Origin of the sequence: Ochrobactrum sp. P6BSIII, assembly GCF_014138065.1 — a bacterium.
GTDB lineage: Bacteria > Pseudomonadota > Alphaproteobacteria > Rhizobiales > Rhizobiaceae > Brucella.
In genome coordinates this window covers 119,743-138,174 of record NZ_JACGXB010000007.1, presented here as the reverse complement: position 1 = coordinate 138,174, position 18,432 = coordinate 119,743, and the positions used below count along the sequence as shown (strand labels likewise).

Here is an 18,432-nt window from a genome sequence, read left to right as displayed (position 1 = left end):
GTATTCTTCTTCCGACCTTGGGTCGGTTGATCTTCATGCGGTCTGCGCGCTCACATATGAGCGCGCAGGATTGCCGGTAGCTCGGCGTAGTGATGCAGGTAGTGATCGATTGGATTTCCGGGCTGTTCAGCCAAACCGTAGCCGACGACCTTCATGCCTGCGGCACGCGCCGAGATTGCTCCCGTCAAACTGTCTTCGATTGCTATCATCTGTGCTGGAGCAAGGCGTAGCCGCTCGGCCGCAGCCAGATAAGGCTCTGGATCAGGCTTGCCATGCAGTACATCATTGATGCTGATGGAAAAGCGCAGCTTATCTGCAATTCCAAGCGCGGCGATGTTGGTGTCGACAATATTTCGACCGGAATTTGAGACACATACCTGCAACAGACCGTAGTCCTTTGCCGCGTCCATTGCTTCCAGGACGCCCGTGATGGGCCGAAGTTCGCCCGCATGGGCGATGTAATGGTCACGAATGCGTTCGATCCATGGCTCAAAGCTCAAATCGGCTGGCAATCGCGGTTTGACCGCTTCAAAGACGGCATCCATATGGACCCCGCGAAATCGTTCTTCTGGAATATCGCTGAGATCGGTGCCGAAATGCGCCGTGCCAGCCAGAAGTGCCTTGTGGTGAAGCGGCTCACTATCCACGAGCGTACCGTCAATATCCCATGCGATGGCTTTGATCGTCATCGTTGTGATTACTCTCTGTAAAGCGGCTTGAGGTTGGTGTAGATCTCGCGGAAACGTTGGTAACCGCTGTTGTAAGTCGCTGCATTTTCGGGTCTTGGCAGGATGAGGTCGCCGTTTTCAACGAAGGCGGCAATTCCCGACCAGCCGTCTACGGCATTTGCGCCCACAGCCGCCGCCCAGGCTGCGCCTAATGATGAGCCTGGATGCCCTTTGAGCTGGCGAATTGGAGCCTGAAGTACGTCCGCCACGATCTGCATCCAGACGCGGCTGTTCGCACCGCCGTCAGAAGCGAGATATTGCTTGGGGTGGTGCCCCATATCCTGAAGCACCTCGATATGGTGGCGTGCAGCATAGGCATAGGCCTCAAGCAATGCCCGCCAAACATGGCCGACCTTGTGATTGAGACTAAGACCGGTAATGGTGCCTCGGGCGAAGGGGTCGTGGATAGGCGTCTTCTCGCCAAGAAAATACGGAACAATCGCCACGCCGTCAGCGCCCGCATCGATTTTCGCGGCAAGCGTGTCGAGATGCTGGTGCAAGCTTAAACCCGCATCAACTGCAGCTTGCTTTTCGCCGCCTGCAAAGTTCTCGGCAAACCAGTTGAGCCCGGAACCGCCGGTCGACATGCAACCATTCGGCATATAAAGCCCCGGTACCAGATGGTAGTCGAGGAACATGCGCGGATCTGGCGCTGCCTTTGCGGTCGCAACCAGAATGTCCAGCGCGCCGCCAAATTTGAGCAGTACCTGACCTTCTTGCGAAACACCTGCCGCAAGCGCTGAGGCAATCATATCGGCAGCGCCGCCGACGACCGGTGTCCCCTCTGCAAGGCCCGTGGAGAGGGCAGCGGATTTCGTTATCGTTCCCATGACCGCATGAGATGAGACCTTCGCTGGAACGACCGACAAAGGCAGGTGGGTGAGGGCGATCAACTCCGGGGACAACTCGTTGGTTGCGATGTCGACAAAACCAGCTTCCAGAGCCCAGTTTTGTTCAATCCGCCGTTCTCCGGTCAGCTTCCAGTTAATGTAATCATAGGAGCCGAAGACGGTTGCGATCTTGGCAAAGACCTCCGGTTCGTGCCGTTCGATCCAGCGCAGCTTGGTGGCGACAAGCTGCTGGTTTATGCCGTTGCCAGCCTTGGCAATGAATTCAACTTCCTCGATTTCACTGCGCAGTTCCGCGACTTCAGCGGCGACACGTCCATCGCTTTGCTGAATGCTTGGTCGAAGCACAGCACCATTCTCGTCAAGGAGAACAACTGCAGGCAACATACCGGTAACACCAACGCCAACAATCTCTGAGGCTGAGATGCCGGCTGTGCCAATCAGCTCTTGAATGATGGCACAGCAATTGCTCCACCATTGTTCCGGGTCTTCTTCAGCCCAGCCGGGCTGACGCGACGTCAAGGTAACGGGTCGCAATGTGATGCCGAGCACTTCGTCCGGAAGTCGCACGAGAATGCCGATCGTAGAGGTGGTACCGATATCAAGACCTAGAACGCAGCTCATGGAAATTTCCGGTCAAATGCCTGTAACAGGGGGAGCGATGATGATCTCGACATTCGCTCTGGAAAGCGCGCTGGCGATATTCGGAGGAGGGGCCGCGTCGCTGATCAGGGTGTCGATTTCGTCGAGATCGGCGATCCTGATGAGGGACATATGGTTGAACTTGGCGCTATGGCAGAGAAGCACCTTGCGATTGGCGCGGCGCAGGTAAACCCGCTTCAGGTCGCTATCTTCCGGCGAATAATCGAAGAGACCATCTGCCGTAATGCCCGAAACGCCAATAAAGGCGATATCAAACCACAAGCGCTCAAACTCATCGCAGGCCGACTTGCCGCAGATGGAAAGTTCTTCACCGCGGATCTGACCAGCAGGGACGTAGACTTCGCGTTGTGCGCCACCGAGAAGCTGCGCGGTCCGGAGGCTGGAAGTAAAAAACTTGACACCCACAGTGTCACACAGGGCTTCGGCGAGAAGATAAGTGGTCGAACCGACATCAAGCGCGACGCTCATGCGGCGTTCAACAAGCTCCAGTGCCTTGGCGACGATGCTCATCTTTTCGGGATTGTGTTCACGCAAGCGGGCTGAAAAGGCAGGTTCCTCGCGGTCGAGAAAAGGCTCCGGCGCGTCCTCGTCGATAACCGCTCCGCCGTGGGTTCGAACCAGCAGGCCGTCGCGTTCCAGTTCAACGAGATCACGGCGAATGGTCATTTCAGAGACGCCAAGTTCAGCAGCGATATCAACGACCTGGAGAAATCCACGCTTGCGTGCGGCGTCGACGAGATGGGCATGGCGAACACGGGCAGGCAGCCGTTTTGCTTCCGCTGGCTGGATGTCCTTTTGCTTGTCCGTCATGCTTTCCTCCGGAGGTTCGACCAGACATTCAACTTATTCATTAGGAGAAGGATCGAACAAAATCAATCGCAAAAAAACATAAACGAACATAATTTTATGTATTGCCAACATAATCAAACAGTGAATATGCTTTTTCGTGATCGATAACATTCGTTCCGAGGGTGAACAAAATGACCAACGCTGCAATGCCGGGCAAACTGGCCAGCGAACTGAACGGAAAGCGCGCCATTGTGACGGGTGCTGCTTCCGGCATAGGCAATGCGATAGCGCGTGCATTGGCGCGCCATGGCGTTCGTATTGCAATTGCTGATATCAACGATGATGCTGCGAAACGCGCAGCAAGCGAACTTGGCGGTGATGCTGTCGGACTGGCGATGGATGTCAGCCAGCGTGCATCCGTCGAGGCAGGCTTCGATGCTCTGATCGCCCAATGGGGTGGTCTTGATATTGTCGCGGCAAATGCCGGTGTTTCCACGATGAACCGTGCCGTCGACCTCACTGACAAAGAGTGGGACTTCAATTTCGACGTCAACACACGTGGCGTGTTTCTGACCAATCAGATTGCCGCCCGCTATTTTCTGGCCAGCGATACAAAGGGCGTGATCGTCAATACGGCATCGCTCGCCGCCAAGATTGGGGCGCCGCTTCTGGCCCATTATTCAGCAAGCAAATTTGCAGTTCTTGGTTGGACACAAGCACTGGCGCGTGAACTCGCGCCGAATGGAATTCGCGTGAACGCAGTTTGTCCCGGTTTCGTGAAAACCTCCATGCAATCGCGTGAAGTGGAATGGGAAGCGGAACTGCGCGGCATTACCCCTGAACAGGTCATTGCCGATTATGTATCGCAGACCCCGCTTGGTCGTCTCGAAGAACCGGAAGATGTCGCTGAAGTGGTTGTTTTCCTCTGCTCGGATGGCGCGCGCTTTATGACCGGACAAGGCATCAATGTGACCGGTGGCGTCTATACGACCTAGTGCAGACAAAGCGCTTCACGCCAGATGTGAGGCGCCCACGAACAAGAATGGCTGACAAAGTGCAGTCACCTCCAGGGGAATAACGGCGGCCGGCTAAAAATGGCCCGTGTCGCTGATCGTGCAGAAGGGTAGACCTGAATGGCGTCGATCGAACTAGAACACGTCTCCAAACTATACGCCAATGGCGCCTATGGGGTGCGTGATGTCGATCTCAAGATCGAGGACGGCGAGTTTGTAATTTTTCTCGGACCATCTGGTTGCGGGAAATCGACGACATTGCGCATGATTGCAGGGCTTGAGGGTATCACCTCCGGCGACCTGCGTATTGGTGGTAAATCCGTGACACGGCTCCCGCCAAAAGATCGCAATGTTGCGGTCGTGTTTCAATCCTATGCACTCTATCCGCATATGAGCGTGCGGCAGAATATGGGTTTCGGTCTCAAGATGCGTGGCGTGCCCGCAGCCGAGATTGCAGCCAAGGTTTCCGATGCTGCCAATATGTTGGGGCTGAACAAATATATTGATCGCAAGCCCGCCGCGCTTTCTGGGGGACAGCGGCAGCGCGTTGCGCTTGGCCGGGCGATTGTCCGCGAGCCTAACGCCTTTCTCCTCGACGAACCGCTTTCAAACCTTGATGCACAATTGCGCGCAGAAATGCGGCTGGAACTGGTCAAGCTGCATCGCAGGCTCGGCAAGACCATCATCCATGTGACGCACGATCAGGTCGAGGCCATGACCATGGGTGATCGCATCTGTATCATGCGCGACGGTGTGATGGTTCAGGTGGGGGCTCCTCTGGAGGTTTATGCCAATCCTGCGGATACGTTTGTTGCAAAGTTTCTGGCGACACCGCCGATGAACCTCATCCCTGTGCAACTCACTTCATCTGGCGATGGCGAGTTGCAGGCAAAGGGTGATGGCGTCGATATTCGCATTCCAGCGATGCACAAGCCGCATTATGCGGCCAGCAGCGGCAAACCGCTTCTGTTAGGCATCAGGCCTGAAGACATTTACGAAGCCCAGAACAATCCCGATTGGCAGCCGCTTGATCTGACTGTTGTTGCCGTCGAAAAACTGGGCGTCGAGACGGTCGTCATCGGGCAGATTGGAAACGACAAACCGCTGGAACTGAATGCCCGCGTGAGCCGCCACTTTACCGCCGAAGTCGGGCAAAAGGTACGGTTGTTCATCGATACCAGACCGATGCATCTCTTTGATGCCCAGACGGAAAAGGTCATCAAACGACCACCGTTAGAACCCGGCCTTGTGACGGTCTAGGAGATGGCGATGCGCAAGATAGTCATCCATACGGGCCTTTTCATCGTATCGCTTGCGATCCTGTTACCATTGCTGTGGACTCTTCGAACAAGCTTTGTTCCAGAGCAGATGGCCTATTCCACCGAACTGATGCCTCAGTTCACCTTCCAGAACTATGTGGATCTGTTCACGCAAAAGCGCTTTGGCGTCTATTACCTCAACAGTCTGATTGTGGCGACGGGGTCTGTGCTACTCGCGCTGCCCTTTGCGGCAATGACGGGCTATGCCTTTGCGCGCTTCAAGACCGGCGGTCCGCTGGCCCGTTTCACCGTGCTTGCCACTCAGATGCTTCCGCCAGTGGCTATTGTCTTGCCAGCCTTCATGCTGTTCCGCTCAGTGGGCATGACCAATTCTGTGCTCGGCCTGACGATTGCTTATGCTGCAATCAATCTGCCGTTCCTGATCTGGATTCTCATGGGTTTCTTCGAGGGGATTCCTGTCGATCTGGAATGGGCAGCGCAGACAGATGGCGCCAGCGCCTGGGGTGCGTTCTGGCGTATTGTCGTGCCTGTTTCTCTGCCCGGTATCGCAGCGGCAGGTGTGCTGGGTTTCATCCTCGCCTGGAACGAATTCCTGTTTGCTCTGGTGCTAAGCGGCCCGGCGACAGCGACCGTGCCCGTCGGTCTTGCCTCTCTACAGACCTCTAACGGGGTTCAGATTGCGAAAGTGGCGGCGGGCGTCATTCTGGCTATTTTGCCGCTCGTGATCGCATCGCGTTTCATCCAGCGCTTCATCGTGCAGGGGCTCACATTCGGCAGCGTCAAATGACGCGAAGATAAATTGCATGCGGGTAAACATAACAAAGGGAACCACGAAAATGCTGAAATATGGGAACAAATTAATGGCGGGCGTCAGCCTGCTTCTTCTGGCGAGTGCGGGATACGCACACGCGGAAACCGTCACGCTGCGCGCACTGATGGAAGATGTGCCCGAAACGCACATCATTGAAAAACTGCTGCCGGACTTCGAGAAGGAAACCGGCATCAAGGTGGAATTTGAAAAGGTGGGCTATGGCGACATGCATGACAAGCTCGCCACGCAGCTTGTCTCGCCGGAAAGCTATTACAATCTCCTTGAGGTAGATTTTCTGTGGGCGGGCGAATTTCCCGCTGCCGGTTGGTTGACAGATCTGAAGCCTCTCGCCGAACGCGACAAGCTTGATCTGTCCGAATTTATCCCCTCAACACTCGATCTGCTTGGCCGGACTGACCAGGCCATGCCGATCCTGCCGATGTACAACTACTCGATGGGCATGCTTTATCGAAAGGACCTGCTCGACGATCCAAAGCTCAAGGAAGCCTATAAGAGCGAGTTCAATGCCGAGCTGAAGAAGCCAGAAACGCTTGAAGACTATGTGCAGGTCGCCAAATTCATGAAGGCGAAGGCAAATGTTGCGGGCGCGGCCATGCAGGGCCAGCGTGGCGATCCGAACAGCATGGAGTTCTCCAACTACCTGTTCTCGGCAGGTGGCGGCTATCTCGACAAGGACCGCAAGGTTACGCTCGACAGCCCGGAAGCCGTCAAGGCGCTGACACTCTATGTCGATGCGATCAAGAATGCGGCGCAACAAGGCGCACTGTCAGCCACGCTGGATGACACGATGCGCCTCATGTGCAGTGGTGAAGCTTTCAGCATGGTCACCTATTGGTGGATGCTGCCTCAGATGGACAATGCCGAAAAGTGCCCGAATGTTGCTGGCAAGGTCGGTCTTTCCGTGATGCCGGGTGGCCACGGCGAAAGCGGTGGCTGGGGTTGGGGCATTCCGAAGAACACATCACCAGAAGCACAGGAAGCAGCCTGGACTTTCATCAAGTGGGTGCAGAGCAAAAAGATCGGCGTCGCACGCGCGCTTGAAGGCCATGCGCCGGTCAGCGAAGCTGTCTACAAGGACGCCGACGTCTTGAAGAAGTACCCGTTCTATGAACAGGCTCTGGATGTCGTCGCTTCTGGAAAATCGTTCCCGATATTCGCCTATTCGGCGCAGTATGAAGATGTTCTCGGTACGCAAGTATCGCAGGCGGCAGGCGGCGAGATTGCGCCGGATGCAGCCATAAAGGCAGCCGCTTCCGGTCTGGAAGACCTTCTCAAGAAATAATGCTTTTGCCGCCCTCCCTGTTGAAGGGAGGGCGGCAGAAAATTTTCAGTTTCATCCCGGCGGCATTCTAGGAAACGTTCGTATGTCCACGTCCACCACTGCAATCGACAGAACCTGGAAAACCGGCTGGGCGTTTTCCCTGCCAGGATTACTGACTCTTGCGGTCGTCATGGGGCTGCCGCTTCTGTATGCCGTTCTCATGTCGATTTCCTCTATGACACTGATGCGGCCATCGCTGTTACCGTTCACGGGCTTTGAAAACTACGCGCGCATCATGAGCAATGCTCAGTTCTGGAGTTCACTATGGCTGACGGTCAAATATTCGATCGTCACCGTGGTTGCCGAGTTTATACTCGGGCTGGGGATTGCGCTCATGCTGAACGCGGTCGTGAAAACTAAACCCATCTACTTCGCAATCCTGACCATACCGATGGCCATGTCTCCGGTGAGTGTCGCCCTTATCTGGCGTATGCTGCTGCAGCCCAATCTGGGTATCGTGAACCACATGATGGAGACCATAGGTCTGCCAAGGCTTGACTGGCTTGGCTCGTCGGACCTCGCGATCTGGTCTATGGCAGCCATCGATATCTGGCAGCAAACATCCTTTGTCGTGCTTATCCTTGCGGCTGGACTGGCTTCGTTGCCGCGTGACCCTTACGAGGCAGCGGAAGTAGACGGCGCTGGCAAGATCGCACAGTTCTGGTACCTGACGCTGCCGATGTTGCGTCCCGTTGCGGCTATCGCCATCATCATCCAGTTGATCAATGAGTTCCGCACGTATGATCTGACCTATGTTCTCACAAAGGGTGGCCCCGGCACGTCGACGGAAGTCTTGAGCTTCTTCGCCTATAGACAGGCGTTTCTTGGACTCTCCCTCAACGAGGGTTCGGCAGCAGCATTCATCCTGCTTCTGATCGTGCTCGTCATAACAATTGTCTTCTTCTGGGTTCTAGAAAACAGACGGTTTCGGGACGTCGGCTAACCCTTAGCAAGACTATGCAGTTTCAGCCTTACTTCATTTCGGGCAGAAGCAACCGTTCAGAACACCAGTTCCAAACGGCATCGACAGCCTTTCTCGGTGAGGTCGACCGTTTGCGGACAAGGTAATAGTCCGGTTCTATCATGATTGTAGGCTCGGCCACTTGCACCAGTCGTCCGGCCGCCAGGTCGGACGCAACGAAGGCTCTACATGCGAGAGCGACGCCTTGACCGGCGAGAGCAGCATCCAGTGCAAGTGCTGTCTGGTTGAACATCGCGCCTGGCAGTTTTCCTTTTGAGCCAAGAAGCTCGGGCCAGTGATTATGGGCATCGTGCAGAAGCGGCATTTCCCGAAGCTGTTCGCTTGTCAGCGGCAAAGGCCTGCCGTCGATGAGATAGGGGCTGGCAACAGCTACCAGTTCCTGACGAAACAGCAGCTTTGCATCAAGCGTAGACGGGAAAGGAGGTCGTGTGAGGCGCACCGCTATGTCCACATTGTCCCGGTCGAAATCGGAAACCGCCTCGGTCGCAACGGTGCGCAATTCCACACCTGTGAGATCGGCATGGAGTCTGGCCAATCGTGGAATAAGAAGTTTCGCCGCGACAGTCGGCGTAACGCTAATCGTAACCGTCTCCGGTCTGTCCAGAAGCCGTTCGGTCGCTTCTCCAAGCGTATCGAAGGCACGGGTCACATCCGCCAGATAGTTCGCACCTTGCGTAGTCAGGGCTAGCCCACGTGGCAGGCGATGAAAAAGCGTCAGGCCGAGATGATCCTCCAACGCACGGACTTGTTGCGCGACAGCGCCTTGCGTGACACGCAATTCGTCCGCCGCGGCGCGAAAATTAAGCCTGCGGCCGGAAGCTTCAAAGGCGCGCAGGGCATTTAATGGAGGCAATTTGCGGCGTGACGTGTTCATGGATTAGCCTGTAGATTTTCTACAGTATAATGCGTTTCTTTCTGGCGCGAAAGTCTTATCGAAATTTGGCATAGTGTGCTCAATATCGAAACAAAGGAGCCTTTGATGTCTGGAGAAAAAGTTGCAATCATCACCGCTGGCGGTTCCGGCATGGGCGCTGCGGCTGCACGTAAGCTGGCACAGGACGGATATCGCGTGGCGATCTTGTCGTCATCCGGCAAGGGCGAAGCGCTGGCGCAGGAATTGGGCGGCGTGGGCGTCACCGGGTCAAATCTGGTCAATGACGATGTGAAGCGACTTGTCGATCTGGCGATGGACAAGTGGGGCAGGGTGGATGCACTGGTTAATTCTGCCGGTCACGGTCCGCGTGCGCCGATCCTCGAACTGACCGACGAAGACTGGCACAAGGGCATGGAGGTTTACTTCCTGAGCGCCGTGCGCCCGATCCGTCTCGTTACGCCGATCATGGAAGCACAGGGCGGCGGCGCTATCGTCAACATTTCGACGGCATGGGCCTCGGAGCCTTCGGCTATGTTTCCGACTTCGGCGACATTCCGGGCGGGTCTCGCCAGCTTCACCAAGATCTTCGCGGACAACTATGCCGCCAAGAACATCCGTATGAACAATGTGTTGCCCGGCTGGATCGACAGTCTTCCGTCCACTGATGAGCGGCGCGACAGCGTGCCGATGAACCGCTATGGCACGGCAGAGGAAATCGCCGCGACGATCGCGTTTCTGGTGTCTGATGGGGCAGGTTACATTACCGGGCAGAACCTTCGCGTTGACGGTGGCGTGACCCGTTCCGTTTGATCGGTTCTCGTCTGAAACAATCAAGAAGCGGTGTCGGTCATTGGGCCAGCGCCGCTTCTTATTATATGGAGTGACGCAGAATGGAGCCCATCGAAGAAGTGGAACTTGCTGCATGGGCAGAGCTTGAAGCGGCGGCGGCGTCTCCGGAATCCGGCTTCCGTTATGTGAATCTCTGTTCGGTTGATGCCGAAAACCTCCCTCAGGCGCGAATGGTTGTGCTTCGGCGAACCGAGGTGACCAAACGGATGCTTGAATTCCACACGGATACACGCAGCGCCAAATGGCGTGAATTTGGCGCGCATCCTTATGCGACATTGCTCGGTTACTGTTCACAGACGCGTTTGCAACTTCGATTGCAGGGAACGGTTGAGCTTCACGCGCCGGGTAGCACAGTTGCCGAAACGGCTTGGGATGTGCTCCCCGCCAGGACGCGTGCGACCTATACGGGAGGCCCACCCGGAGACGAATGCGCCTTTGTGACTGACGAGCAGCCCTTTGTATCGGAACTTGCAAACGGTGCTGATGGTAAAGAGCACTTCGGCGTGCTGGCTTTTCGAGCGGGTATGCTGGATTGGTTTCAGCTTCGGCGGGAGTGTAATCGCAGGGCGCGATTCAGCTATGACCATGCTGGCGTGGTCACGGCCTCTGAATGGATCAACCCTTGATACGAAACCACCTCGCTTGCAAATCGCACTTCAAGCTAGAACCCACCCTAGCCAAACAAGTGGATCGCGTAATCTATCTTATGGAACTTTAGGAAAGCCTGAGTGCGCACCGCAGCTGATCAGATAACTCTTTCAGCTTTAACCCATCGCAACGACTTCAGTTCGGTTGCGTCCGTTATTCTTTGCAGCGTACAGTGCTTTATCTGCACGTATCATCACATCATCAAATTTGGTCGGCGCATTCCGTGTCACCAGTCCAATCGAAACCGTCACAGATATGGACACATTTTCTATCGCGAAACTGCTCTCAGCAACTGCATTGCGGATATGTTCCGCCGCTATTTCGGCGTCCAGACTACTTTTCTCTCCAAAGATGATAACGAATTCCTCACCACCAGTCCGAGCGATGAAGTCGTCTGCTTCCAGGACACTTTTCAATCTCTGTGAAAGAGTTTGTAGGACAAGATCGCCTGCAAAATGGCCATAGGTATCATTGATGGATTTGAACCAGTCAATGTCCAGAACCGCTACTGCGCGATGCCTCGAATTCTCGTCGTTGGCTTCGATAATTGATGTACCATAAGCGATCAGTGAGCGCCGGTTCGGAAGATCAGTCAAATAATCGCGAGACGCGGCATTCTGCCAACGGCGCTTCACCTGATCGGAGCACATCAGCAGAAATGTTGTTGTCCCAATAACAGGCAGTACCGATAAGAAGACAGGCGTGACACTATTCATCCAATGGGTGTTATCTGCGATTGTGAAGTTTGCTTTCGTATCCAGCGACACATATAAAATCGCGCGCAGTATCGTCGTGAACGCGGCCATCATATAGATGACCGACATTGCAAACCGGCTTCGGGATTGATACTCCGCCGAATGCTCTTTGCTGATCAGAATTGACGTGGATGCAAGCATAATGATGGCCCAGAGAACCGATACTATGACCACACGTGCTTTGATATCTGGGACGTAAACTACATAGTAGAGAAATGCGAGCATTCCAAAAAGCGGCACCAACAACACATTTGAGTAAAGTGGCAAGCCGTGAAACCTTCTTATGGCAAGATGATACATGCTGAGCGCCGTAACCAGAACCACATTGGCGACAATGACAGTGAGATCTTTGGGCAAGTAAACTTCGGCCGCAAAAATCCCGCAGCCTAATGCCACAAGAAGCGTTGCCCACTGCCAAATACGGGCGGCTGGTCGCAGAGCGGCAGGAAAATCCGAAAGGATGGCACTCAGAACGCCACCATTTGCGAGAATGATCAGCATGACTGTGATATAAACTGATTTTGCGTCCATGCCCCGCCCTCTTCGATACTGAAGAAGTCGAAATGCTCCCCAGGTCGCCGGAATGCTTTATATTAAATGTGCTTATTTTCCCAAATCGAATTCAAGATAGCAAGTAGTGCCTAAACGATACTAACAAATATAATGTAGAGCGCGCTCATTGATAAATGCATAAGAATTGATAATTGCAGTATCGTAGAGTGACGCGTCGGCCTTTACCTGTTCAGCATTTTCCGCATTTGTTGATTTTCGGTGTTAAGCTTTTGGGCCAGTTGCCGTTTTAGCGTGGTATTTTCTGCTTCAAGCGCAGCCAGTTCATCCAATATGTCAGCTGGGGCTTTGGAAACGGGCTTGGCTTTCATCGGCTTGTCAGCAATCGGCTTCAAGCGACGGGGAGTATTGGTTTTTTTCTTGGCAGGGACGGGAGAAACCTTGGCTTCAACTGCGGCAGGCACTTCCGGTTCTGGCGAGGCTATGCTCACTTTTGTGGCGACAGGTTCTGCCATATCGACAACGAGAATCTTGGGCTCAGTCTTGGCTTCTATCCGTGGCGTTGGCGCGTGGACAGGCGCGGCTGGCTCATTGTCTGCCTGGGAGACGGCCGGTGTTACCTGCTCGGCAGACATTGGCGCCTTGGTATCCTCTTCCACTTCCCGTGCAATCGACTTCAGATCAAGGTTGCCCCAAAGCGCATTGCCGCTCTTGCGCGCACGCCGGTTCTTATATTCAACGACAACATTGCGGATTGGATTCTTCATCCGAAAATAGCTTTCTCAATCAAATTCCGTGGAGGTGCCCCGACAGGTACTGTGCTCTACCTACAGATTTAAACCTCAGTTTTCAACAATCAATCCTGCTTCATAATAGATCGTCTCATCATCCTTATGTGAGGGCATCTCTTCACAAATTGTCAAAGTAATGGCACTTATAGTTGCATTAAGCATTGTCCCATATATTCGGCACCCGGAAAGCTGACCCGAGTATCAATTCAGGAGAAACTGAACATGGCTGATGAAACCATCGTAGAAGCAAACCAGACCGCAGCAGCAGAGCCTGTGAGCGCCAAGCCGAAAACCCGCGCACCACGCAAGAAGGCTGAGCCTAAAGCCGCGGCTGCCAAGCCGGCTGTAAAGGCCGCCAAGGCTCCCAAAGCAAAAGCTGCACCCAAGGCCGCCAAGGTTGTTGCAGCCGTCGCAGCCCCGGCTGGTCGCAAGGTGAAGAAATATACGCCAGCTGAACGCGCTTCCATTCTTGCTTCGGTTGAAAAGGCCACCAAGGGCGGTAAGACCACGTTGAAGGCTGCATTGCAGCATGCTGAAGTTAGCGAGCAGACCTATTACAACTGGAAGAACGCGGCTGGAAAGACCGCAGCTCCGGCAGCCGCAAAGGCATCACCGACGAGCGACGATCTGAAGGCGCTTGTGGCACTGGAAGCCGAAAACCTAAAGCTGCGCAAGGAACTGGCTGCAAAGCTTCGCTCCGAAAACACCGAACTGCGCAAGCGTCTCGGCAAGGCGTAACAAACACACTATCGGGACAACCCCTGCCCCGAACCTGACCTAACCTATCAGTGCACATCGCGCTGAACGAAACGAACAAACAGGTGGCCTGCTAAAATGCAGACCACCTGTTTTCGTTTCACTATCTTCTGCGAAATAACCTTGGGAAGAGTGTATTATGGTTCTGTTACTCCTCCCGGATGCTGTTCCAATTGTCAGTAGCACCGAGGCTGACATTGATCGATCATTTCAGCCCTCCCGGTAGAGTTGCGGAAACAGACATTCAACAAACTTGGCTGCTGTTGGCCGTGGCTCATGATTGGCAAGTCCAGGTCGCTCATTAGCCTCGACAAAGATGTATTCCGGTTTGTCCGGTTGCTTGATCATGAAGTCGATGCCGACCACGGGAATATTGATTGCACGTGCGGCACGGCAAGCAGCATCAACAAGCTTTGGATCGACAACCGACGTCACGTCATGGATGGTTCCACCTGTATGCAGATTGGCCGCCTTGCGCACGGTGATCTCACGACCGTCATCAAGCACGCTATCGAGCGACAAACTTTGTTCCTGAAGGCATCTCTTCGTTTCGGTGTCGATAGGAATGCGACTTTCACCACCAGTAGCGGCAGCCCGTCGACGTGATTGAATTTCGATGAGTTTTCGCACCGTCGTCTTTCCGTCACCCACCACACGTGGAGGTCGACGCACTGCTGCTGCGACCAGCTCATAGTTGATGATGACCAACCGTAAATCTTCACCCTCGAAGCAGGCTTCCAGCAACACGCGATCACAAACAGTACGAGCCTGTTTGATCGCCGTCTGCAGGTGCTTCATGTCTGAGATGCCGACAGAAATGCCCCGCCCCTGTTCTCCGCGCGCCGGCTTGACGACAAGTTTCCCGTGTTGGCGCAAGAAAGATTCTTGCGTTTCAACGCTTTCGTCTGCGGAAATCTGTGCAGGAACGACCAGCCCCGCTTTTTCAACGACACGCCTTGTCACGGCTTTATCGTCGCAGATCGACATGGCAACACCGGATGTCATCTCTGACAGGCTTTCGCGACAGTGAACGGAACGGCCGCCATAAGAAAGACGAAAGAAGCCGCCTTCAGCATCTGTAACATCAACTTGCACACCCCTGCGCATTGCCTCATCGACAATGATCCGCGCATAGGGATTGAGTGCTTCTACCGCTTCGAGGCGGGACGCAAAAAACTTTTCATTGATCGCGTTTTTGCACTTCACTGCAAAGAGCGGAACACGATTGAAACCAAGCTTTTCATAGAGCCGAATGGCGTTCTCATTGTCGTGTAACACAGACAAATCCATATGACGCAACCCACGCGCCTGAAAGTGTTCGGCAAGCATACGCACCAGCTTTTCACCGATGCCGGGCTGGCGTGCCTGTGGGTGAACGGCAAGGCACCAAAGCGAAGCTCCGCGGTCCGGATCGTCGAACAGGCGCTGATGGTCAATGCCTGTCACCGTGCCGACAATTTCGCCAGTGGCATCGTCCTGAGCGACAAAATAGGTGACTGCACGGTTTACACGCTCTGCAGAAAAGAAATCAGCTCGAAGCTGAACCATGCCGCACGCGGCGTAAACTCCGTTGATGCCGTCCGCATCAATTTCCGAAATGGCGCGGCGAATGGTGACGCCGCGCGTGCGGCGTCCTCCGGCCCGATAAGTCGACAGTTCCAGACGATAGGTGTGCGAAGGATCAAGAAAAATCTCGTGGGGTGCAAGTGACAACAGCACGTGCGGATCGCTGACATAAAATAGAATATCGCGGCTTGCCGGGGCCTCCGCTCGCATCGCGTCGACAATGGCCTGATTGCTGTCAAATGTCTGCGCAAACAACAGTCGCCCCCAACCGCAATCGAGGGTCACATTGTGTTGTCTGCTATCAGCTTCTACCTTGTTGGCGCCATGCGAATGCTCCTGGTAAAATCCAGCGCTTTCCGGCGTGCGCAAGCGTGTCAGACGATGCGAAAGAGCCTTACCGCCCCTGACTTTCTGCCGGGTCATTTGTTCCTCACCATGATTTCGCATTCATGCCTCCCGCGTCTGGAGCCACATTTCCAGCAGTCCTGCTTGCCACAGCTCCGACCCGCGCAGAGGCGTGATGTGGTCTGATGGGTTGGCGAACAAGCGCTCAAGATAGTCACGCTGGAAAAGACCGCGCTCGCGCGCCTTCTGGGATGACAATGCATCGCGCAGCATATCGAGATAGGGCCCGGCGATATATTTGAGCTGCGGTACCGGGAAATAGCCCTTCTTGCGATCAATGACTTCGCTTGGGATGACTTTCCGCGCAACGTCCTTGAGGATACCTTTACCGCCATCGCGCAGCTTTTCTTCTGGCGGAATTCGCGCTGCCAGCTCGACCAATTCGTGGTCCAGGAAAGGCACACGCGCTTCCAGTCCCCACGCCATCGTCATGTTATCAACGCGCTTGACCGGATCATCCACGAGCATCACATTGGTGTCGAGCCTCAGCGCACGGTCAACCGGCGTATCGGCACCGTCCTCAAGCAACTTCTCTTCGAGAAGCGCCTGACTGTAATCCTGCTCAGGCATCCAGTCTGCGGACAATTGTGTGGCAAGCACAGCATGCGTGCGGTCGCGAAAGCCCTCGGCATAGTCACGGACCACATCGTTGGAATCCACAAGCGGCGGATACCAGTGATAGCCGCCGAAAACTTCGTCAGCACCCTGACCGGACTGGACAACCTTGATGTGTTTCGACACTTCTTTTGAGAGAAGGTAGAAGCCGACATTGTCATAGGAAACCATCGGCTCCGACATGGCAGCGATCGTTCCGGGCAAAGCGTCCATAAGGTCCGCTGACGGAACGAAGATTTTGTGATGGTCCGTTCCGAAGTGCTTGGCTATGAGGTCCGAATAGACGAATTCGTCGCCCTTCTCACCATTGGCTTCTTCGAAACCGACAGAAAAGCTCATAAGACCAGTCTGGCCTGCTTCCGCCAGCAAGCCTACGATGAGGCTGGAATCCACGCCGCCCGAAAGAAGAACACCGACTGGAACGTCTGAAATCATGCGCCTTTTGACTGCCAGGCGGAGCATGTCCAACAGTTGTTCCTGCCATTCCTCCCGGCTCAGCGCGTTGTCACCCGGCAGGCGGCGATAAGGAGCTTGCCAATAGATGCGATCTTTGAAACTGCCATTGGCCTCATAAATACGCATCGTTGCTGGGGGCAGCTTGCGTACGCCTTCATAGATCGTACGCGGTGGCGGCACGACAGCGTGAAAGCTCATGTAATTGTGGAGCGCAGCACGATCAATTGAGGTATCAACGCCGCCAGCCTTTACCAGTGCTGGCAACGAAGATGCAAAGCGCAACGCGCCGTTGACCTCGGAGAGATAGAGCGGCTTTATCCCGAAACGATCGCGGGCAAGAATGATCCGTCCCGTATCCCGTTCGTGGATTACAAAAGCGAACATGCCTAAAAACCGAGAGACGCAGTTTTCTCCCCAGGCGTGCCAAGCCTTCAGGATCACCTCGGTATCTCCATCGGAAAAGAAGTGATAACCCTTCGCTTCAAGCTCTGCGCGCAACTCACGGAAATTGTAGATACATCCGTTGAAAACCAATGTCAGACCTAGATCTGCATCGATCATGGGTTGCTGTGATTTTTCGGAAAGATCGAGAATTCTCAGTCTTCTGTGACCGAAGCCTATATTGCCCCGGACGACGATACCAGATGCGTCGGGCCCTCTGGGACTCAAAACATCTGCCATTTTCGAGACTGCCGAAACCGATGGCGTGCCGCCATCGAACCTGACTTCTCCGCAAATTCCACACATAAAAAGGGTCGAAACCTCCATTGTCATAACGAGAGCGCATCTGTGACCGTAACGCCGTCAAATCCGCTTCGTCTCTTTGCACAGCCCGAAAACTGCTTGCTATATCTGCGGGCTATGCCCTCACGAATGGGGCCGTCGCGTTTGTTTTGGCGGCGGCCCTCCCAGTTGCAAATGCAACAGCGCCGGGATGGTTCCCATTTTTATCGGCTTTTCCTAAACCTTTCCGACGACGGTCGTGGCCTTTGAAAGCATATAATCTTCGGCGGAAACCATATGTTCGTAAGCGATCAGCCGGGCATCCTCCCGTCTGTTTTCGATAAGAGCGGCCAGCAGACGATGTTGAAAAACCAGCCCAGCTTCACGAGACGCAGGCGTTGGATCCGCATAGATGGCGCGGGCAACAGGCAAGTTGCGCAAAAGATGGTGAGTGAGCCCGGAAACGAAGCCCAGCAGCCGGTCTGGACATTGTTGCGCTAACAGTGAATGGAAATCCAATTCGGCCACGCGCTGTTGATATTGATCGTCCAGATCGACAGGCGGGCGATCATAAAGACGCATGGTGTTCTCAAGTTGAACAATATCACCGTGCGTCAGCTTGCCTGCCAGCAATGCCGCAATTTCCGGTTCCAGCAACTTGCGTATCGAGTAGATTTCGCTCAAGCTAGGCTGATCGAAGAAGAAAAAACTGCCCAGCATTTCCATGGCATGTCGCGCCGATGGCTCCGCCACAAATGCACCCCCGCCCGGCCCGCTTCGCGTATAGATAAGCCCTTGCGTTTCAAGTGCTTTCATGGCCTCTCGAACCGTGCCCTTCGCAGCTTTAAACTGGTCGATCAGCTCCTTTTCCTGTGGAAGGCGGTCACCAGGCTTCAATGTTTTGGCTCTGATGAAATCCTTGATGCGGTCCGCAATTTCTTCCGGCCTGCGCTTGGGCTTTGTTGCCTTCGCGCTTACACGCTCCAGTGTTTCGCCGCTGTTTTTAAGGCCCGTTTTGACCATGCCAC

17 protein-coding genes are annotated in these 18,432 nt (G+C 54.6%); 8 read left to right on the top strand and 9 right to left on the bottom strand.

Annotated elements, in window-relative coordinates:
* Positions 1–50 precede the first annotated feature (50 nt).
* From FHW00_RS12060 to FHW00_RS12050, 3 genes are read right to left on the bottom strand one after another with little or no spacing between them, the layout of a single operon-like run.
* Positions 51–689: an HAD family hydrolase gene (locus FHW00_RS12060; protein WP_078337102.1), complete on the bottom strand. Its 639-nt coding sequence runs from the start codon at positions 687–689 to the stop codon at positions 51–53.
* An 8-nt stretch (positions 690–697) separates the two neighbouring features.
* The gene (locus FHW00_RS12055; RefSeq protein WP_078337101.1) at positions 698–2,200 is read right to left on the bottom strand and encodes an FGGY-family carbohydrate kinase; all 1,503 of its coding nucleotides are present in this window, start codon (positions 2,198–2,200) and stop codon (positions 698–700) included.
* A gap of 12 nt (positions 2,201–2,212) precedes the next feature.
* Complete coding sequence (locus tag FHW00_RS12050; protein ID WP_078337100.1) at positions 2,213–3,049, bottom strand: DeoR/GlpR family DNA-binding transcription regulator; 837 nt, start codon at positions 3,047–3,049, stop codon at positions 2,213–2,215.
* 170 nt (positions 3,050–3,219) lie between these two features.
* Here FHW00_RS12050 and FHW00_RS12045 point away from each other — a divergent pair, with 170 nt between their 5' ends.
* From FHW00_RS12045 to FHW00_RS12025, 5 genes are all read left to right on the top strand, one after another.
* Positions 3,220–4,023: an SDR family NAD(P)-dependent oxidoreductase gene (locus tag FHW00_RS12045; RefSeq protein WP_078337099.1), complete on the top strand. Its 804-nt coding sequence runs from the start codon at positions 3,220–3,222 to the stop codon at positions 4,021–4,023.
* A gap of 138 nt (positions 4,024–4,161) precedes the next feature.
* A complete protein-coding gene (locus FHW00_RS12040) occupies positions 4,162–5,301 on the top strand; it encodes an ABC transporter ATP-binding protein (protein WP_078337098.1) in 1,140 nt (379 codons plus the stop codon).
* Between the two features lie 9 nt (positions 5,302–5,310).
* Entirely contained in the window at positions 5,311–6,108 is a 798-nt protein-coding gene (locus FHW00_RS12035) for a carbohydrate ABC transporter permease (protein ID WP_078337097.1), read from the top strand.
* Positions 6,109–6,181: 73 nt separating this feature from the next.
* A complete protein-coding gene (locus tag FHW00_RS12030) occupies positions 6,182–7,435 on the top strand; it encodes an ABC transporter substrate-binding protein (protein WP_445557863.1) in 1,254 nt (417 codons plus the stop codon).
* Positions 7,436–7,517: 82 nt separating this feature from the next.
* Entirely contained in the window at positions 7,518–8,417 is a 900-nt protein-coding gene (locus FHW00_RS12025) for a carbohydrate ABC transporter permease (RefSeq protein ID WP_078337096.1), read from the top strand.
* A gap of 28 nt (positions 8,418–8,445) precedes the next feature.
* Here FHW00_RS12025 and FHW00_RS12020 read toward each other — a convergent pair whose 3' ends face one another.
* A complete protein-coding gene (locus tag FHW00_RS12020; RefSeq protein WP_078337095.1) occupies positions 8,446–9,330 on the bottom strand; it encodes a LysR substrate-binding domain-containing protein in 885 nt (294 codons plus the stop codon).
* 105 nt (positions 9,331–9,435) lie between these two features.
* Here FHW00_RS12020 and FHW00_RS12015 point away from each other — a divergent pair, with 105 nt between their 5' ends.
* Together FHW00_RS12015 and FHW00_RS12010 are read left to right on the top strand one after the other, a co-directional pair.
* Positions 9,436–10,140: an SDR family oxidoreductase gene (locus tag FHW00_RS12015; protein WP_078337470.1), complete on the top strand. Its 705-nt coding sequence runs from the start codon at positions 9,436–9,438 to the stop codon at positions 10,138–10,140.
* Between the two features lie 80 nt (positions 10,141–10,220).
* Positions 10,221–10,805, top strand: a complete 585-nt coding sequence (locus tag FHW00_RS12010) for a pyridoxamine 5'-phosphate oxidase family protein (RefSeq protein ID WP_078337094.1) — start codon at positions 10,221–10,223, stop codon at positions 10,803–10,805.
* 138 nt (positions 10,806–10,943) lie between these two features.
* Here FHW00_RS12010 and FHW00_RS12005 read toward each other — a convergent pair whose 3' ends face one another.
* Together FHW00_RS12005 and FHW00_RS12000 are read right to left on the bottom strand one after the other, a co-directional pair.
* A complete protein-coding gene (locus tag FHW00_RS12005) occupies positions 10,944–12,113 on the bottom strand; it encodes a GGDEF domain-containing protein (RefSeq protein WP_078337093.1) in 1,170 nt (389 codons plus the stop codon).
* 203 nt (positions 12,114–12,316) lie between these two features.
* Complete coding sequence (locus FHW00_RS12000) at positions 12,317–12,859, bottom strand: hypothetical protein (RefSeq protein ID WP_182514658.1); 543 nt, start codon at positions 12,857–12,859, stop codon at positions 12,317–12,319.
* A gap of 246 nt (positions 12,860–13,105) precedes the next feature.
* On the opposite strand from FHW00_RS12000, the gene FHW00_RS11995 reads away from it, so the two are divergent.
* Positions 13,106–13,621, top strand: a complete 516-nt coding sequence (locus FHW00_RS11995; RefSeq protein ID WP_078341371.1) for a transposase — start codon at positions 13,106–13,108, stop codon at positions 13,619–13,621.
* Between the two features lie 228 nt (positions 13,622–13,849).
* Here FHW00_RS11995 and ngg read toward each other — a convergent pair whose 3' ends face one another.
* From ngg to FHW00_RS11980, 3 genes are all read right to left on the bottom strand, one after another.
* Positions 13,850–15,652, bottom strand: a complete 1,803-nt coding sequence (gene ngg / locus FHW00_RS11990) for an N-acetylglutaminylglutamine synthetase (protein ID WP_078340934.1) — start codon at positions 15,650–15,652, stop codon at positions 13,850–13,852.
* Positions 15,653–17,428 (bottom strand): N-acetylglutaminylglutamine amidotransferase, encoded by a 1,776-nt coding sequence (locus FHW00_RS11985; RefSeq protein WP_078340935.1) that lies wholly within the window; start codon positions 17,426–17,428, stop codon positions 15,653–15,655.
* 213 nt (positions 17,429–17,641) lie between these two features.
* Positions 17,642–18,427, bottom strand: coding sequence for a FadR/GntR family transcriptional regulator (locus tag FHW00_RS11980; protein ID WP_078340936.1), 786 nt, complete (start codon positions 18,425–18,427; stop codon positions 17,642–17,644).
* Between the last annotated feature and the right edge of the window lie 5 nt (positions 18,428–18,432).

Excerpts from the sequence above, each read along its gene's own strand:
- FHW00_RS12060 (WP_078337102.1), bottom strand. The coding sequence starts at position 689 with ATGACGATCAAAGCCATCGCATGGGATATTGACGGTACGCTCGTGGAT.
- FHW00_RS12055 (WP_078337101.1), bottom strand. The coding sequence starts at position 2,200 with ATGAGCTGCGTTCTAGGTCTTGATATCGGTACCACCTCTACGATCGGC.
- FHW00_RS12050 (WP_078337100.1), bottom strand. The coding sequence starts at position 3,049 with ATGACGGACAAGCAAAAGGACATCCAGCCAGCGGAAGCAAAACGGCTG.
- FHW00_RS12045 (WP_078337099.1), top strand. The coding sequence starts at position 3,220 with ATGACCAACGCTGCAATGCCGGGCAAACTGGCCAGCGAACTGAACGGA.
- FHW00_RS12040 (WP_078337098.1), top strand. The coding sequence starts at position 4,162 with ATGGCGTCGATCGAACTAGAACACGTCTCCAAACTATACGCCAATGGC.
- FHW00_RS12035 (WP_078337097.1), top strand. The coding sequence starts at position 5,311 with ATGCGCAAGATAGTCATCCATACGGGCCTTTTCATCGTATCGCTTGCG.
- FHW00_RS12030 (WP_445557863.1), top strand. The coding sequence starts at position 6,182 with ATGGCGGGCGTCAGCCTGCTTCTTCTGGCGAGTGCGGGATACGCACAC.
- FHW00_RS12025 (WP_078337096.1), top strand. The coding sequence starts at position 7,518 with ATGTCCACGTCCACCACTGCAATCGACAGAACCTGGAAAACCGGCTGG.
- FHW00_RS12020 (WP_078337095.1), bottom strand. The coding sequence starts at position 9,330 with ATGAACACGTCACGCCGCAAATTGCCTCCATTAAATGCCCTGCGCGCC.
- FHW00_RS12015 (WP_078337470.1), top strand. The coding sequence starts at position 9,436 with ATGTCTGGAGAAAAAGTTGCAATCATCACCGCTGGCGGTTCCGGCATG.
- FHW00_RS12010 (WP_078337094.1), top strand. The coding sequence starts at position 10,221 with ATGGAGCCCATCGAAGAAGTGGAACTTGCTGCATGGGCAGAGCTTGAA.
- FHW00_RS12005 (WP_078337093.1), bottom strand. The coding sequence starts at position 12,113 with ATGGACGCAAAATCAGTTTATATCACAGTCATGCTGATCATTCTCGCA.
- FHW00_RS12000 (WP_182514658.1), bottom strand. The coding sequence starts at position 12,859 with ATGAAGAATCCAATCCGCAATGTTGTCGTTGAATATAAGAACCGGCGT.
- FHW00_RS11995 (WP_078341371.1), top strand. The coding sequence starts at position 13,106 with ATGGCTGATGAAACCATCGTAGAAGCAAACCAGACCGCAGCAGCAGAG.
- ngg (WP_078340934.1), bottom strand. The coding sequence starts at position 15,652 with ATGCGAAATCATGGTGAGGAACAAATGACCCGGCAGAAAGTCAGGGGC.
- FHW00_RS11985 (WP_078340935.1), bottom strand. The coding sequence starts at position 17,428 with ATGTGTGGAATTTGCGGAGAAGTCAGGTTCGATGGCGGCACGCCATCG.
- FHW00_RS11980 (WP_078340936.1), bottom strand. The coding sequence starts at position 18,427 with ATGGTCAAAACGGGCCTTAAAAACAGCGGCGAAACACTGGAGCGTGTA.